The 18,485-nt window shown below is 55.9% G+C and carries 3 protein-coding genes and 1 pseudogene; all 4 read right to left on the bottom strand.

Translation table 11 applies throughout. From position 1 onward, the window contains the following. A pseudogene (gene clbK, locus DR88_RS0126625) lies at positions 1-4,033 on the bottom strand (colibactin hybrid non-ribosomal peptide synthetase/type I polyketide synthase ClbK); the annotation flags it as partial. Between the two features lie 10 nt (positions 4,034-4,043). Continuing rightward, complete coding sequence (gene clbJ / locus DR88_RS04515) at positions 4,044-10,544, bottom strand: colibactin non-ribosomal peptide synthetase ClbJ (RefSeq protein WP_032443988.1); 6,501 nt, start codon at positions 10,542-10,544, stop codon at positions 4,044-4,046. A gap of 43 nt (positions 10,545-10,587) precedes the next feature. Further along, positions 10,588-13,620 carry a colibactin polyketide synthase ClbI gene (gene clbI / locus DR88_RS04520; RefSeq protein ID WP_004148952.1) on the bottom strand — a complete coding sequence of 1,011 codons (3,033 nt, stop codon included), beginning with the start codon at positions 13,618-13,620 and terminating at the stop codon, positions 10,588-10,590. Positions 13,621-13,669: 49 nt separating this feature from the next. Then, positions 13,670-18,466 carry a colibactin non-ribosomal peptide synthetase ClbH gene (gene clbH, locus DR88_RS04525; protein ID WP_004148953.1) on the bottom strand — a complete coding sequence of 1,599 codons (4,797 nt, stop codon included), beginning with the start codon at positions 18,464-18,466 and terminating at the stop codon, positions 13,670-13,672. Between the last annotated feature and the right edge of the window lie 19 nt (positions 18,467-18,485).

Raw genomic sequence — 18,485 nt, 5'->3', positions numbered from 1 at the left:
ACCGGATCCACTGGCAGATAGACCGCACCCAGTCGTAAATGCCGTGTACGGCGGCAATCTGCTGCCAGCCTTTTTCCATCACCACCGCCACGCGATCGCCATGCTGCACGCCCAGCGCTAACAGGGCGCGGGCCACATGATCCGCCGCCGTCGACAGTTGGCGATAGGTCAATTCACGGATAGGACTGATCAGCGCAGTTTCCTGTGGCGTCAGTGCTGCCTGACGCAGTAACCCATGGTGCAACAAGGCCGTAGGTGCAGGAGCCTGCGTGACCGGTGCACTAACGGTGGGCAGCGCCAGCACATCTTGAGTCTCATGCCAGAGCTGTGGTCGCTGGGCTAGGGCGTGCAGGAGTTGGCAATAACACTGGAACATCTGATCCATTAGCGCCGGTTCAAACAATTGTTCCACCACGTCCCAATTAAAGTGCAATTCCCCGTTACGCTCCATCACCTGATGATCGAGCCACACCTGCGGTGTCTGTGAAATACTGTACAGATCATCCTGCGGTTGGTTGAACAGCGTATCATCCGTTTCCCAGCTCGCATCATATTGATTGAGCAAGCTGGTGAACACGATAGGAATCACCGATTTCGCCGGATCGCGGTGAGTTTGTACCAGCAGTCGAGAGACCTGGATACCGCCAAACAAGCGGTTATCCAAATCGCGCCACAGTTGAGAGTGGATCACGTTTGCCCGCGCCTGCAAGGTTTCTCCCTGCGACATATCAATCTCCAGCAACGTCAGTGCAGTAAAATCGCCAATTAAGTGATTGATATCTGCGTGCAACGGCAGACGATTAAACAGCGTCAGGTTAAGGCTAAAGTGCGGCGAGGAACTAAAGCGCGCCAACACCTGAGCAAACCCCGTGAGCAGCAGTGTAGTAGGCGTGATACTCATCTGACCCGCCTGCGTTTTCAAGCGCTGCCAGATAGCACGAGATAGACAATAGCTACGGCGCACGAATGTGGGGTTTTCCAGCTTCGTGGGGTCGGTACGCAGCGGCAATCGTGGCCCCGGCGGCAGAGTTTCGATGCGGGCGCGCCAGTAGTCACGTGCCCGTTCAAACTGCGGCGTTTTCTCGTAGGATTTTAAGGTCAGCACATAGTCGCGGAAACTGTACGTCAATGTAGGCAATGCCGCCTGCGGATGGCGGTAGTGATAAGCTAGTTCCCGAATGAACAACTCCAGACTCCATGCATCGGCTATCAGCAGGTCGATAGATACATGTAGCCGGGCTTTTTGCTGCGGATCAACCACGACCTCCATCTGAAACAGAGGCCAGCGACTACAATCAATCATCTGATGTGAGAGGGTGTCACGCAGCTCACGGCAACGCTGTTGAAACGCATCCTCGCACTGGGTGGTATAGAAGGCAACGTGGTATTCCGGCACGTTTGGCAATATCTGCTGCATACCGTCATCGTTGACAATTGCACGCAACATGCTGTGCCGCGCAATCACCGCATTGAGCGCGCGATTGAACGCTGTTTCATCTAGCCCCTGTAGTTCATATTCCACATAGATATGGGTGGAAATATTGCCCAATCCCAAGGCTTTTCGCCGCCCAACCCAATAGGCCTGTTGCACGTCAGTCAGCGGAAAAGGTAGGTGCTGCTGGTCAGGGGCAAAGACCGTATCAGGCAATGCTGAAACCGCTGTCTCACTGCCGCCTTGTTCGAGCAGATAGCAACTTAATCCCTCGATGGTGGGATCGGCAAAGAATGCGCTTAGCGTACAGGTGATGCCGTAACGTTGCTGAATATCATATAAAATGGTTGACGCTAACAGCGAATGCCCACCCAGTTCGAAGAAGCTGGCGTGGTGATCATCAATGCTGACACCAAGCGTGCATTCCCATATCTCCGTCACCACTGCGATAATATCGGATTTTGTTGCGCGGGATAAGAGATTATTCGACGATTCGTGGGAGAACGTGGCAGGCCGTACGGCCTCGACCCAATAGCGCTGCGGTGTAAAAACGGTCCCCGGCAGGGCGATGCGTTGACTGCCCAACATACGCTCCGCCGCATCCACCCAGCGCCAATCTAGGCTGACGCCAGCCAACCATAACTGCCCTAACGCCTCTAGCACGGTGCGATTGGCATCACTCGCCGCGTCGTCCAGCATCAAAGAGCAGACATCGGGCTGCAAGAGGGGATTCGTCGGCACATCATCAAACGGTTGGCCCGCATTCAACCTGCGCCATGCTTGCTCTAGTGTGCAGTCTCCTCGTAGTACGGCGGCAGCATAGCCACCATCACCGTCGCCGCATAGCACCACATTCAACGTTTCCCGTTCGTCAATCAACGCGATCAGCGCATACTGGCTGATAAACGTCCGTTGCGCAGGGGAGAGATCTTGCAGACAGGCTGGTTCGAGCGGAAAATGCTCGAGCAGTTGTCCCACCGCCTGTGACAACACCTCAGAGCACGCCAGCCAGTCACTAAGCGTCTCGAGTGCAACAACGAAACGGTGCCCCAATCTCCAGTAGATCGTGCAACCCGTGGTTGCCTCCACCATCGGTGCGTCGCGGAGTTGTCGGGCTAGCTGGGTGCAATTCTCTGCGATGACACACTTACGTACCGGGGCGGAGAAACGCCCGTGACGCAGGGTGTAAGCCACGTCCTGTAAGCGTATCTCTGGATGTGCGGCCAGTTTCGCCAGCAGGGCGTTTTGCATCTGTTCCAGGGCATTGTGGTTTTTTGCCGAGAGTACAACGACACAAGGCCCCATCTGCTGCGCCCTCGCCTGCGGCGTCGATAACGGCGCTTGTACCACCAGATGTGCGTTGGTGCCGCCCAATCCGAACGCACTCACACCAGCGGTGCGTGGCGTGGTGCCCTCCGGCCAAGGCGTTAAACGGGAAACCACTTCAAACGGGCTGTCCTCCAACCCCAGTTGCGGATTAGCCCGTTGAAAATTCAGCGTAGGGTAAAACACCCGGTTAGTAAGACTCAGCACCGTTTTTATGAGACTGGTGATGCCAGATGCCATTTCTACGTGACCCACGTTAGGTTTCACAGCCCCCAGACGCCACGGTGTCGCATTCGGCGCTGGCGTCCCAAACACACGTTTGATGGCCGCGAATTCGATAGCGTCACCCAACGGCGTGCCGCTGCCATGCAGTTCTAGATACTGAATTTGCTGCGGCGTCACCTCCGCCAAGCTATGCGCCTCAATCATCACAGCTTCCTGACCATCAACACCCGGCACGGTATAACCACTGCGCGCACCGCCGTCATTGTTGATGGCGCTTCCCTTGATGACGGCAAGGATGTTATCCCCTTGCACCTGCGCGTCTGTAGCCCGTTTGAGCAGCACCATGCCCAAACCACTGCTGTAGACCGTACCGCTCGCCTGCGCGTCAAAAGTATGAATCAGGCCATCCTCTGCTTGCAGCCCATCACCGTGCGATTCATAGCTGCGCTGCTCCTCCATGCGAAACGTGACGCCACCCGCTAGCGCCATATCGCACTGACCGCTCAGCAGCCCTTCGCAGGCCAGATGCACTGCCACCAGCGAGGTGGCACAACTGGCCTGAACCGTCACGCAAGGGCCGGTAATATTCAGGCGGTAAGCCAGTTGGGACGTCAAATGATCTTTGTCATTGCCGACCATGATTTGGAGACCACCGAGTTGTGCAAGCTTGTCTGGGTTGTTCATCAGGTGAGTAAGCAAATAGAAGCTGGTACTCACGCCCGCATATAGGCCGACGCGCGCATCGTGCTGCTTCGGGTTGTAACCGCTTTGTTCAAACATCTCCCAAGCACAGGTCAGAAATACGCGCTGCTGTGGATCCATGATTTCTGCTTCTGCACGGCTGTAGCCAAAAAAGTTGGCATCGAACTCCGCCATGTGCTCATAGACGTTGTTCAGCGTAATGTGATTGTGGCCGTTGCTCGGGGTCACTTTGGGGTCCAAAATGTTGCATCCGGTGCGAAGCACCGTTTCGAATGCCGCAACGCTGTGCACGCCGGGGTACCGGCAGTTCATGCCAACAATGGCAATATCGCTTTCACTGTAAGTCATTAGTTTTTCCTTAACGCTGACGCTGGTGACGACGTACAAGTCGTTGCTGGGCGCGGGATCGGGAAGCATCACGCTGCTGTGTTTGATTCACCGCCCGTGCATTGTCCTGCATAGCCTGCAAATAACCGGCAATTCTTTTCACGGTGGTTAAGCGAAATAGCTCAGCAATAGGTACCGTAACCTTAAAAATCTCCTCAATACGGCGATGCAACAGCACGATCTGGATTGAGCCGCCCCCCGCTTCAAAAAAGTTGTCATTCAGTCCGATCTGTTCTCGTTGTAGTACCTCGCACCAGAGAGCGGCCACCTGCTGTTCATAGGGCGAGGCGTGCGCGAGGGCCCTCGACTTCTGTGATGTAGATTGCGACATACGTTGGATAACCTCTTGAACCATTGCCGCCTGATCAATTTTGCCGTTGCCTGTCATCGGCAGCACCTTGAGAAGAAAGAAATGTTGGGGCAGCAGGTAATACGGCAACTGCACGGCTAACTGAGCACGAACGCGCGCTAACAGGGCGTCAGTATCGTCAGGATGCAGGTTTTCTGCGGCAGTGATAAAGGCATACAGCTGTCCCTGGTGGCACACCACGGCGGCACTCCCTACGCTGTCGAGCTGTTCAAGGTGGCTTTTGACTTCCCCCAGTTCGATACGGTAACCATTCACCTTCACTTGGGTATCGTTGCGCCCCAAAAAGGCGACTTGCCCGTCAGCAAAGTAGCGCCCGCGATCCCCAGTGCGGTAAATTCGCTCACCACTCGCTTCGCGCCAGACAAAGCTCGCCGCCGTTTTCTCTGCATCGTTCAGGTAGCCTTGTGCCAGCCCCATCCCGCCAATGCAAATCTCTCCTTCCACCCCGACCGGACATTCCTCCAGTTGCGCATTTAGCACGTATACTGGCTGGTTGCGCAGACCCCGACCGTAGGGAATACTGGTCCACGTCGATTCCACCTCACCTATCGGGTAGTAGACCGACCAGATGGCGCACTCGGTCGCTCCACCCAGACTGATGATGTCCATCGTTTCATTGAGCCGCTCGCGCATCTGCTCCGGTAACGTTAGCGGGATCCAGTCGCCGCTCAACAGTGCCAGACGCAACGTCGGATAACTCATCCGATCGCCGCTGTGGTATTCGCACAGCATCTGCATCAGTGCGGGCACTGCATTCCAGACGCTTACATGACCGTGTGCCATAACTGTCTGCCAATGACGCGGATCTTTTTCCCGTCCTGCTTCCGGCAGTACCAGCGCTGCACCCACCATAAAAGGCGCAAAGGCATCGTAAACCGACAGGTCAAAGCTCAATGATGACAGCCCGAACACCCTATCCTGCGCATTGAGGCCAAAGCGTTCGTTGATGTCTTCCAGCGTGTTCATGGCCGCACGGTGGTCGATCATCACTCCTTTCGGGGTACCGGTGGAGCCGGAAGTGAAAATGATATAGGCCAGATCCGTGACATCCTCAGCCACTTCAGGCAACGGCGCAGCAGGCGTGTCCAGCATTCCGTCGTCGATGATCAGCACGGGCAGCGACGGCTCCAATTGCGTGAGACCCGGCTGCGTAACTTGTACCCGCACCTCGCCCACCGTCAGCAAAAGCTGGCGACGCTGTGGCGGTAGCACCGGATCCACTGGCAGATAGACCGCACCCAGTCGTAAAATGCCGTGTACGGCGGCAATCTGCTGCCAGCCTTTTTCCATCACCACCGCCACGCGATCGCCATGCTGCACGCCCAGCGCTAACAGGGCGCGGGCCACATGATCCGCCGCCGTCGACAATTGGCGATAGGTCAATTCACGGATAGGACTGATCAGCGCAGTTTCCTGTGGCGTCAGTGCTGCCTGACGCAGTAACCCATGGTGCAACAAGGCCGTAGGTGCAGGAGCCTGCGTGACCGGTGCACTAATGGTGGGCAGCGCCAGAGAACTATTTACCCCCCACCAACTTTGCGGCATGGCAACCAGCGCCTGCAGCGCATGACAATAAGCACCAAACATCTGATCCAGCAGCGTGGTATCAAACAGTTGCTCGACCGCGTCCCAGTTGAAATGCAACTCCCCAGCCAACTCGATCACCTGGTGATCGAGCCACACCTGCGGTGTTTGGGTAATATTGGCGTCCGGACACAGAGTAAAACGGGTTGTGTCCCGAGGGTCTTGCGCAGTCGTCTCCCCATCGATATCCAACATACTAGTGAATACCACCGGCATCGGCGCATGGAAACGACCGCTATGGATCAGCGCCTCGCTGGCGCGGATCCCACTGAAACGACGATGTTCGAGATCTTCCCACAGTTGCACCTGAATACGCTGAGCGTTGTGGGCATAAGAGTACTGGCTGTCGTAACAAACATTCAGCAAGCTGACAGCGGTAAAATCACCAATAACTGCCTCTGCGTTGGGGTAACCCTGCGGGCGGTTGAACAACGTCAGATTGAGCGTAAACGTCGGGCTAAGGCTCCAACGTGCCAGCACTTGGCTAAAGACTGTCAACAACAATGCCGTCTTGGTGATACGTGTGCGTTGGGCCAGCGCGCTCAGCACTCCCCAGTTGTGGGCTGACAGCCGATGACGGCGACGTACGAACCTGATCGCAGACAGTTGCGCCAAATCGCCCTGTACGGGCAGCGTTGGTGGGCCATACAGCTGCGGCAGCGCCCGTTGCCAATAGGCCTGATCGCGTGCATAGGCTTCACTCGCCTGCTCTACCAACAGCGCCTGCACGTAGTCACGAAAAGAGAACGGTAGCAACGGCAGTGACACATGGGGCTCACGGTACAGCATCATCAACTCCTGCTGTAGCGTGCGCATACTCAGAGCATCGGCAATCAGCAGATCGAGACTGAAATGCAAGCGGCCATGTTGCGCCGTGCAAGCCGAATAACTGAAATCAAACAGCGGCCAACGATCTGCGGGATGCACATGATGCGACAGCCGATCCCGGATCGCCATCAAGGCATCGTTTCGTGCGTTAGGGGACAAAGCACTCAGATCGCGCTGCTCTAACTGATACGCCGGCACTTGCGCCAGAATCTGCTGAGTACCGTCGGGGAGTACCCGCGCACGTAGCATTTCATGGCGAGCGATCAGCGCATTCACCGCATGGGTAAAACGCGTAACATTAAAGTGTTCTACGTCAAATTCATGGTAGATGTGGGTCGCGATCGAGGTAGCACCCGTCTGTCGTCCAAGCCAGTAGGCGCGCTGAACATCCGTCAATGGGAACGGTTGATGACGATGCTCAGGGTCGTGCACTATCACCCAGTCATCCTGAGACGCGGCAGCATCCGTGATAGATTGCTGTGCAATACGCGCACTCAGTGCCCGTAGTGTGGAGTAGTGGAAAATGTCCTTCAGGGTCAAGGCGCAGTGAAAAGTGCGGTTGATCTCTGCTACCAACGTTACCGCCAACAGCGAATGTCCCCCCAAGCGAAAGAAATCGCACTCAGGATCGACGTTTTTTATCGGCAAATAGCGCATCCACAGCGCCAGCAACATCTGTTCCGTGTCGCTCAGCGCTTGCGTCTGCGGCGACACAAGGGAGCTATCGGCAACGAAATTTTCCGCTAACCGCTTACGATCGATTTTACCGTTGTCAGTGTTCGGGAAGTCGGCCACCCTCTGCCACAGCGTTGGCACCATATAGTCTGGCAGTTGCTGCCGAAGCTCGTTTTTCAGTTGCTCGAATAGCGAGGGAGGCTCGCTGGTGATGATGAATGCTGCCAGTGCTTTGTGTAACGGTGCTCTTTCAATACAGGCCACCACCGCGGCGTCCACATGCGGATGCCGTGCCAACGTCCGTTCAATTTCGCCTAACTCAATACGATAACCGCGCAGTTTGATCTGGCTATCTTTGCGCCCAACAAAAAACAACTGCCCCTGCGCATCACTCCTGACCAGATCGCCAGTGCGGAACATCCTGCCACCGGGGACCCCTGGTTCTGACAAGAAGAACTGTGCGTTCAACTCAGGCTGCCCATCATACCCTTGCGCCACACCATCCCCGGCGATGTAAAGCTCGCCGTCAACGCCTTGCGGCACTGGATGGCCCTCATTGTCCAGAATGTATATACGGGTATTGGCAATGGGAGCGCCGAGGGTGATGTTTTCCGCTTGGGTTATCTGCGATTTCAGCGACCAAATGGTTGTTTCGGTGGGACCGTAGAGGTTCCACAGTGAACCACAACAGCGCAACAGTTCTTCCGCCACTTTCGTTGGCAGCGCTTCACCGCCTGCCAGCACACATAGTTCCGGGTCGCCACGCCAACCCGCCATCAACAGCCCGTGCCAGAACGAGGGCGTCGCCTGCATCAGCGTTGGTCGATAGTCGGCAATCAGCGGAATCATACGGAAGCTGTCTGCGGCGCGTTCCGCCTCTGTCAGATAGAGACTCGCACCGGAGATCAGCGGCAACAGATACTCCAAGAATGAGATATCAAATGTTGGCGTCGTCACCGAGAGCAGCCGGTCTTGCGGGCCAACCGCAAAGGTACGCTGCATATCCAACAACAAGTTCAGCAACCCGCGGTGAACAACGCACACGCCTTTAGGTTCACCGGTACTGCCGGAGGTAAACAACAGGTAGGCCTGCATATCCGGCAACAGCGCGCAAGGTGTAGAATACCGGATCGTATTCGACATGTCCTGCATCAATTCCGGCAACGACAGTTGTACAATTTCACCCCACTCTCCCGGCTGACGGACCACCAGACAGACCAAACGCGCGCGTTGCATAAGGCGTTGCAAACGCGCGGCAGGCTGATGAATATCGAACGGCACGTAGCACGCCCCCACAAACCACGTCGCCAACATGGTTGCAATCACATCCCTGTGACGTGGCAACAGCACGCCAATACGATCGCCCGGTTGTATGCCATGCGCTCGAAAACGCATCGCGATGAACTGCACACGCGCCCAGAGCTCAGCGTAGGTCAGTGTGCCGTCATGCTGCTGTATTGCCAGTTGCTTTGGGTGCTGCACACAGCGCTGTTCAATGATACGCAGCACATCCTGCGGCCCGAGCCACGGGACGTTAGTGGCGTTGAGCGGATCACGCCGCGGCGTTGCGGTCTCCGGTGCATGCAGAGGGATCGCCCTTATCGGGGTCTCCAGTGATGATGTCAACGATAAGCAGTGCTGACGCAGCGCCTCGGCAATCTGCTTCACCACATCAGCATCGTATAACCCCAAATCGTACTCAAAGGAGACGTCGAACGTGGCGTCGTTTTGGAACACCTCGACTGTCATGTCGTATTTGACGGTCTGATTGTGATACGTCACCTGCTCCCAATACGCACCAGCCAAGGTAAAAGCGCGTGGGGTCACGTGGTTATGGTAGATATAGAGGATCTGGAACAACGGCGAATGGGAAAGGCTGCGAGGGAGATCCAGCATATTCACCAAGTTTTCAAACGGCAGTTGCTGGCGCCCCTGCGTCTCTTTCACGCTGGCCTTCACACGCTGGAGCGCCTCGCGCCCTACCTCAACCCCGTTAAAATCGGTGTAGATAACCGCAGTGCTGGCATAATAACCAATGCTACTCTGCAATTCCGGGCGAATGCGCCCCGATACTGGCATGCCTATCACCAATCGCTGTTGCTGAGCGTAACGCATCAGCACCAGTTGGAAGGCAGTCAGCATCAGCACGAACGGCGTTGTTTCCTGCGTGCGGGCTACGTGTTTCAACGCGAGGCTTAATGTTTCATCCAGGGTGATGCTGAACCGGGAACCATGTGTAGAGGGTTGTGCCGGGCGCGGGTGCAGCGATGGAAATGTCGACAGTAGAGGCGCGTCTTGCAAACGCGCACGCCAGTAGGCAAGTTCGTTCGCCAGCAAGGTATCCTGGAACCATTCGCGCTGCCAGAAGGCATAATCGGCATATTGCAGCGGCGGCGGAGGCAGCGACGTTTCATTACCAGCATGCAATCGAGCATACTGCTGCTGTAACTCATCGAACAATAGCCGTAACGAGATACCGTCGATGATGATATGGTGCGCGCAAAACACCAAATGACAACCTTGATCGGGTTGAATAATCTGAGTTACCCCCCACAGAGGACCGCGTGCCAGATCGAACCGGGTGTTTATCACCTGCTGAATTACCGCATCTAGCGCTGAAGTTGGGGCCTGCGCTGCCAGCGTGACCGTATCGAGAACTAACGAAGACGCATCATCTATCACCTGGCAAGGCCGATCGTTACGTACTATGATACGGGTACGCAAGATGGCGTGGCGTGCTTGCACATGGCGCAATGCCTCCGTGAGCATCGGCATATCCACCACGCCATGCAAACGATACACCACATACAGGTTGTAGTTAGTGGCGGTACTGTCGTATTTTTGCAAAAACCACAACCGCTCCTGATTAAACGACAGCGGGATTGCCTGCGCCGGATCCGCTTTGATGATGGGAATGCGGCTGGGCGACACGCCTGATTGCGCCAACTGTCGTAATAGCTTTTCCTTTTTTTCCGCCGGTAACATTCGCGCCAATGCGGCATGATGTATCGTCATGACCGTCCTTTCCTTTTCGCTGTGTTAAATACTTTTGCCAACGTCACTCATTAATCATGTCGTTAACTAGCACGGCAAGTGCGGCCCCCCCATCATCCTGCTGCTCCTGCTCGACCAACTGCGCTAACGCGCGCACGCTGGCATCCTCCATCACGTCGAAAAAGGAAAGAGTGACGGCGAACCGTTCCTGTACCTGCGCCAGCAACATGCCCAGCATCAATGAATGTCCGCCAGCTTCGAAGAAGTTGTCGTCAATGCCCAAGCCGTCAATTCCCAGCAATGCTTCACAAATCGCCACTAAGCCGCACTGCGTTTTGCTCTCTGGAGCCGCGTAAGGCACCGAAAACGCCGGACGCGGCTGACGGCGCACCGACGGTTCGCTAGGGATGACACTTCCCGCGTCCGCCACCGGCGTTACGGCGCTCCTCTGTTCTTCTGGACTGTCGACCCAGTAACGGATTTTGTCAAAGGCGTAGGTCGGTAGAGAGACACGGCGCGGTTGCTCACCTGCAAACGCAGACAAATCGATGTTATGCCCTCGCACCCAAAGCGCTGCCACGGTATCTAAGATATGTTTGTGCTCATCGCTGCTGCGGGCACCTGCTGGCAGCGAGCTGAACGCGAGACGATCACCTAATGCATGACCGTTGGTCAGCTGGGTCAGGGTGGCACCTGGCCCGATTTCCAGAAAATCGACATCAAATGTAGCTTGCGCCTCTTGCAGTGCAGCGGAGAACTGCACAGGCATCAGCATCTGTTCAATCCAGTAGTCCGGTGTGGTGAGAGTGTCGGCACTGACGTGCGCGCCGGTTACGGTAGAGATGATGGTGAGCGTCGGCGGGTTCAGTCGTACATTCTCAAATGCCTGACGTAGCGCCTGCGCCGCATCTTGCATCATGCTAGAGTGGAAGGCATGAGAGGTATGCAATCGTTTGTTGATGATGTTCTGCTCCGTCAGACGCTGGCTGACGGCGAGGATCTCCGGCGTAGGCCCGGCGATAACCGAATAGTCAGGGGCGTTAACAGCGGCAATCGCCAGCGGGGCGGTAATCAGTGCGCGAATCTGTGCTTCGGGCAGCGCCACCATCAACATGGCACCGCTTGGTGCCTGATGCATCAGCTCTGCTCGACGCGCCACCAAGCGCAACGCATCCTCTAAAGAGAACACGCCTGCCAACGTCGCTGCCACCCATTCGCCCAGCGAATGACCAATCATTACCGTTGGCGTGATTCCCCAACTGAGCCACAATTGGGCTAAGGCATACTCGACGCTGAACAGCAGCGGTTGTGTGAGGCAGGTTTGCGCAAGGCGTTCGCCTTGGGCTAACGAGACTTCTGCTCTGAACAACTCATGGCGGATATCCAGTTGGTATTCACGCTCGAGTAACGTCGCGCAACGGTCGAAGGCATCGGCGTAGGCCGGCCAAACCTGATAGAGCTGATGGCCCATGCGCTGATATTGGCTACCCTGCCCGGAAAACAACAGCCCCAGCCCGAGCTGTGTCTGCGCTACACCACGAGCAAACGGCGCTGTCGCGGCCTGCTGCAACAGCGTCCCGGCAGCATGTAGATCTCTGGTTACGAGCGCGGCGCGATGTGCGAAGGCTTTACGTCCCTGTGAGAGTGTCCACGCCAGATCCCGCCTATCCGGCAGCGATTCATGTTGCAGAAAATCGGCAAAACGCGCCAGCCCCGAGGATAAGGCACTGTCGGTCTTGGCAGAAAACGGCAAAATACTGTAGGCAGGTACAGGCGCTCGCGCTTGCAAGTCAACGGCTGGCGCTTGTTCCAGCACAACATGGGCATTGGTGCCGCCCATGCCAAGCGAGGTGACGCCCGCGCGACGGATGCCGCTTTCCGGTTGCCACGGTTGACAGGTAGTGTTGATGTAAAACGGACTATTGGTCAGATCGATCTGTGCATTGGGCCGTTCAAAGTGCAATGTTGCGGGAATTATTCCCTGCTGCACTGCCAGCGCGGTTTTTATCAACCCTGCGACGCCCGCTGCCGTATCCAAATGGCCGATATTGGTTTTTACCGACCCCAGCGCACAGTACTGCTTTTGTGACACGCCCGCAAAGGCTTGGCTTAGCGCAGAAAACTCAACCGGATCGCCCAAACGCGTACCGGTACCGTGGGCTTCCACATAAGTGATATCCTGCGGTGTCAAACCTGCCAACCGCTGTGCCTGAGCAATGGCGCGCGCTTGGGCATCCACGCTCGGCGCGGTATAACTGATCTTCTCCGAACCGTCGTTGTTGACGGCAAATCCTTTGATGACCGCATAGATGTTATCGCCATCACGCAGCGCTTCATCAACACGCTTTAACACCACCAGCCCCGCGCCGGTGCCGGGCACAAATCCGCTGCTGTTATCGGAAAACGCCCGACAGTGGCCATCGGCGGCGGTGATCCCACCTTCCTGCGACAAGTAGCCGGTTTTTGCTGGTGGCCCCAGCGTTACTCCGCCAGCAATCGCCATGTCACACTGCCAAGTCAACAGACTTTGGCATGCCACGCACACCGCCACCAAGGATGTCGATGAGGAAGTCTGCACCGTGATCGCCGGGCCGCGCAGGTTGAGGTGATAGGCGATGGTAGTAGTGATACTGTCTTTGTCGTTACCAATGGCCGCCTGCAAACTGCCAGAAGAGAAAACGCGTTTAAAGTGCGGCATCAAGTTCAGCATCAAATAGGAATCCATGCTTTTGCCAGCAAAAATACCCACATCCCCCGGATAATCGGCAGCCACATAGCCCGCATCTTCGAAGGCTGCCCACGCGGTTTCCAACAGGACACGGTGCTGAGGATCCATCAGCTCCGCCTCTCGGGGTGCGATACCGAAGAAAGCAGCATCAAATTTATCGATGTCAGCTACCTCCCCTTTGGCCTTGACGTAATCTGGGTGCTGAACAAATTCAGGGCTGATTCCCATCGCCAGCAGTTCCTCATCGCTGTAAAAGGAAATGCACTCTCGGCTTGCCAGAAGATTTTCCCAAAACGCCTGTACCGTATCGGCTTGAGGGAAACGCCCCGCCATCCCAATGATAGCTATACCAAAATCATTCTCTGCCATGTTGCTTTCCCCCTATATTCAGGTTTATCACGCGTTTCATTCAGTGGAATCAGTGATGACTGTCGGTTGTGGCTGCCCAGCGCGTGTGACCAAAGGCCAAACGCTGCTTCGCCGCACGCAGTTGTGTCTGATCTCTTGTGGTCCCTTGCGCTGCGTCCGGGGCCAGCAGAAATTCCGCCAAGCGTTTGATGGTAGTGAAGCGCAGCAGGTCAACCAACGCCACGTGCTGACCGCACTGCTGCCCGATGTATTGCTGCATCTGTACTAGCAGAAGTGAGTGTCCACCGAGATCGAAGAAATTTGTGGTGGTGCCGACACGCTCCAGGCCAAGCAACTGCTGCCAGATCTCCGCCAGACGCTGTTCCAGTTCGGTTGCCGGAGGGACATACTCGCCCGGCCCTTCCAACTGCCGCAGATCGACCAGCGGCAGGCACTGGGGATCGATTTTGCCGTTTACACCTAGCGGCATGGCGCTCAGCGGCACGTAGAGCAACGGCAGCATATGCAACGGAAGCCGCAGGCTGAGCCATACGCGCAATTGCTGAGCATCCAGCGCAACGCCGTTGACGCTGCAATAGAAGGCCACTAGTAGCGGCGTTGCCGCCGCATTGCGTCGCACATCGACCCACGCATCAGCAATATCCGGATGCTGTTTCAGTAGGCTTTCGATGTCGCCCAGTTCAACTCGGTATCCACGGATCTGCACTTGGCGATCTTGTCTGCCGAGATAGAACAACATCCCGTCGGTTGCCCAACGAGCACGATCGCCAGTTTTCAGCACCCGAACGCCAGGGTATTCCGGCAACTCGACAAAGCGCTCGGGATCCTGTCGTGCATCAAGGTAGCCGGGCGAAATGCCCAGACCAGAGAAACAGAGTTCTCCACAGGCACCTGGCGGTACCAAACGATTATATGCATCCACCACATAAGCTTGGGTGTTCTGAATCGGGCGGCCAATGGGCAATGCTCCCGTTTCTTGCTCCCTACGCTTTGCGACAGGAAAGTAGGTCGAGCAGATACCGCTTTCGGTCAGGCCATAACCGTTAACCACTGCCATGTGCGGCAGAAGCGGCGCTATCTGCTCATACTCTAACGCTTCACCACCGCACAGAAACAAGCGCAGCGATCCCATCGACTGAGCCAGCACAGAGAGGCTGGCAGAAAGCGATGGGGTGGTGCTCAGGATAGTCACCCGCTGAGATGCCAGCAGCGCAATGAGCGCATCACTATCCAAACTCTGCGCTTTTTGCGCCAATACTAAGGTACCGCCAGCGGCGAGCAGCGGCAGTACCTCCCCGACAAAGCTAGCAGACGCGACTGAGGTAATGGGTAGCAGAACATCCTGATGCGTCACTTGATAGCTGGATATAAAGGATGCGGTTAAGTTGACCAGATTACGTTGGCTGAGTCGGACGCCTTTGGGTTGCCCGGTAGTACCGGAGGTAAAGATCACTACCGCATCGCAATCTAAAGCATCTGGCGCAACACTAACTGGCAGGTTCGGTATTTCTGTCAGCAGGCTACGCCAGTCAGGCACTAGCACCCAAGGTATCGTCAGCCCATGAGGGGATTCCAGCGGTTGCGCCATCAGCAGCATGCACGGCGTTGCCTGCGCCAAGATCAGGGCATTGCGGGCCGCTGGCGCGTTACCATCCAGCGGCACATAGCTCGCCCCCAAAGAGAGGATCGCCAATTGTGCGATAATCAATTCGAAACAAAAAGGCAGTTGCAGTGCGACAGATTCTCCGCGTTTTACGCCTTGCGCACGCAGCCAAGTACACATCTGCATCGTGGCCTGTTGCAATTCGCCATAGGTCATGGCGTCGTCAGCGTGGCGCAAAGCCACCTGTGTAGGGCGCTGCTGGCAGTGCGGTAACACTAGCGCCAGCAGGTTATCTACGGGCGGCAGAGCAACTTCAGTGGCGTTGTGCCGCGCCAGCCAAGCGTGCTCTCGAGGGGTGAAACGAATCAAATCGCGGACTAACTGCGTGGGTTGGCTGCTGGCCTCATCTAGCAGTTCTCTCCACTGCGCCACCAGGTGCTGAATACGATCCGCACTGTATAACCCAGCGTCGTATTCGAAAGTGCCGGTGATGCGCCCATCGATATGCTGCATACTTAGCGAAATATCCACCTGAGATGCACTGGTATCCAACAATAATGGTGTAACGTTGACACCGTTTAGTGTCGGGCTCGCCAGAGGCATATTGTCGAGTTGGAACATGCACTGATATATTGGGAAATGTCCGGCGCTGCGATCCACATTCACTGCGCGCACTATGTCGGTAAATTCGAGACGCTGGTGCCTGAAAGCGGCAAACAGAATACCTCTGATCGTCTGTACTAACTCGGAAAACGATGCCGCTTCGTCAAGAGGTAAGCGCAGCGGTAGTACGTTGACCAGCGGCGCGATCATATGCTCCTGTTCTTTCGTCAGCCGCGCAGCAATCGGCATACCAACGATGTATTCCTGTTGACGCGCATTACGATGCAGCAGGAGGACGAAGGCGGTCAGCAGATAGTTATACAACGACACGCGCTGCGCACGCGCCGCCGCCAACACTCGCTCGCATGTGTTGGCAGACAATGCGAAGGCAACAAACGCGCCTTGGTAACGTGCCACCTTCTGACGCGGTTGATCGGTGGGGATATCAAGAATCGGCAACGTCCCCGCCAGGGTATTTTGCCAGTAACGCATCGCGTCCTGATAGGCGTCACTCTGACGCCACTCTTCTTGGTACTCCATGTAGTCGGCATACTCCAACAACGGTTCTGGCGTCAGCGATTCACCGTTATATGCGGCCTGCAATTCGCGTAACAAAACGCCTTTCGACCAGCCATCACTGATGATGTGGTGCAGATGAATCAACAATACGCTACGATCGTCATCGATCGTCAACAGTTCAAACCGGCACAGCGGTGTGCCTGACGTTAAGGGCATGGGGTGTGCCGCACGCTGGTTGATCATCGCCTGTAGCGCGTTATCATCACTCACCGAGGGGAGTGGCACTATGGTCAGCAACGCCTGCGACGATACGCACTGAGGCACCGCCAATACTGGTTGTCCATTGTGGGTTTCCGCCATAGCACGTAACAGAGTATGCCGACTCATCAATTGACGAATCGCGCCGTCCATCCGCGTGCGATCCAGTTCTCCTTCAAGCAGCAAGGCGGTGGGGTTATTGTATAGTGCAGTATGCGGCGCCAATTGTTGCATAAACCACATCGACGATTGAGCCGATGACAACGGTAGGTAGCGCACGGCGGGAGTTTCACGTAAATCGACGCGACTGGCTGAGTACGCCCGCGCCAAGTCGAGCAACGTTTTACGACAGCACTTGCCATTGTCGGAGAGTGGTAACTCTGACATTGCCAACAAACGGTTCGGCAGCATGTAGGCAGGCAAGTTTTTGGACAGTGCGTCCATTAAGGCCGCCAAATTGAGCGGCACGCTACTGACGACAAAAGCGTAAATCAACTGATTATCGGGATCATCCTGATCCGCCACCACGACTGCCTGCTGTACCCCCGGGAAACGCATCGCATGGGCTTCGATTTCTCCCAATTCAACGCGCAACCCTCTAATTTTAATCTGAAAATCATTACGGCCAATGTAATGAATTTGTTGGCTTTCCCCGTCGCGCCACACCAGATCTCCAGTTTTATACAGCCGCTCCGGTTTCCCTAAATGGCGCAAAGTTGGATGTACAGTAAAACAGCGATCAGTTAACGCCACGTTGTTGAGATAGCCACGTGCCAGCCCGATACCAGCGAGATACAGTTCGCCCTCTTCGCCGTCTGCTACCGGATTACCATGGTCATCCAGCACATAGAGTCGGCAACCGTCAATCGCTTGACCGATAGGGATATCGTCGTAGTCGTACCCGCGCAGGCAGCGGTGATGACTGACATCGATTGCTGCTTCGGTCGGGCCATAGAGATTTATAAGATCACCCTGCGCCACCGATTGATAAAAGCGAGCCACACTGTGGACCGTGAGTTTCTCACCGCTGGAAAACACTGATCGCAATGAGGCGGTCAAACGAGGATCCTGTTTCATCTCCAGATACTCGACAAACAGGTTCAGCATCGAAGGGACAAAGTGCACAACCGACACGCGGTGACGCTGAATCAGTCGAGCCAAGGTTCGCGGATCGCTCTCCAGTCCGGACGGTAACAGCACTACAGATGCGCCGTACATCGCCCACCAGAACATCTCCCAGACAGAGACGTCAAAGGTGTACACCGTCTTCTGGAACAGCACGTCCTGAGAACTGATAGGATAAGCGTTCTGCATCCAGACAATTCGGTTTAGCAGCGCTGCATGTTCCGTCGCCACCCCTTTAGGGACACCGGTGGAACCGGAGGTGTAAATAATATACGCCAGTTGCCGCGCATGTGGTCGGTAACGCAGATCCGTCGTTGGCATGGCACTGACCGCCGCGCTGTCGATTTCGACGCGAGGAATCGGCCAGCGATCACCATCGTCAGTACCGATCAGACAAACAGCGCCGCTGTTGCTCAGTATATTTTCAATGCGGCTGCGCGGTGCATTGTACGCCAGCGGTAAATAGGCACCACCAGCTTTTACAATAGCGAAAATGGCAATCAGCATTGCCATGCCGCGCGGCAGGCGGATAGCTACCACACGATCCTCGCCGATCCCCAGCCCACGCAGATAATGCGCCAGTTGGTTAGAGCGTGCATTAAGATCGTGATAGCTCAGCGCCGCGTCCCCCATCAATACAGCGGTTTTTTCCCCATATTCTCCGGCGATACGATACAAATAGTCGACTATCGTTTGGTCGTCGGTGGGCAACTGTCTCATAATCCCTTGCTGTTCCATAACTCTGGCCTTCAAAGCG

It is taken from the genome of Klebsiella pneumoniae (genome assembly GCF_000742135.1).
GTDB classification, from domain to species: Bacteria; Pseudomonadota; Gammaproteobacteria; order Enterobacterales; family Enterobacteriaceae; genus Klebsiella; species Klebsiella pneumoniae.
Note: the sequence above shows the minus strand (reverse complement) of the source record. Positions and strands in the feature narration are given on the sequence as shown.

What these genes read in the sequence shown, in the direction of transcription:
- clbJ (WP_032443988.1), bottom strand. Translation starts at nt 10,544, where the DNA reads ATGACGATACATCATGCCGCATTGGCGCGAATGTTACCGGCGGAAAAA.
- clbI (WP_004148952.1), bottom strand. Translation starts at nt 13,620, where the DNA reads ATGGCAGAGAATGATTTTGGTATAGCTATCATTGGGATGGCGGGGCGT.
- clbH (WP_004148953.1), bottom strand. Translation starts at nt 18,466, where the DNA reads ATGGAACAGCAAGGGATTATGAGACAGTTGCCCACCGACGACCAAACG.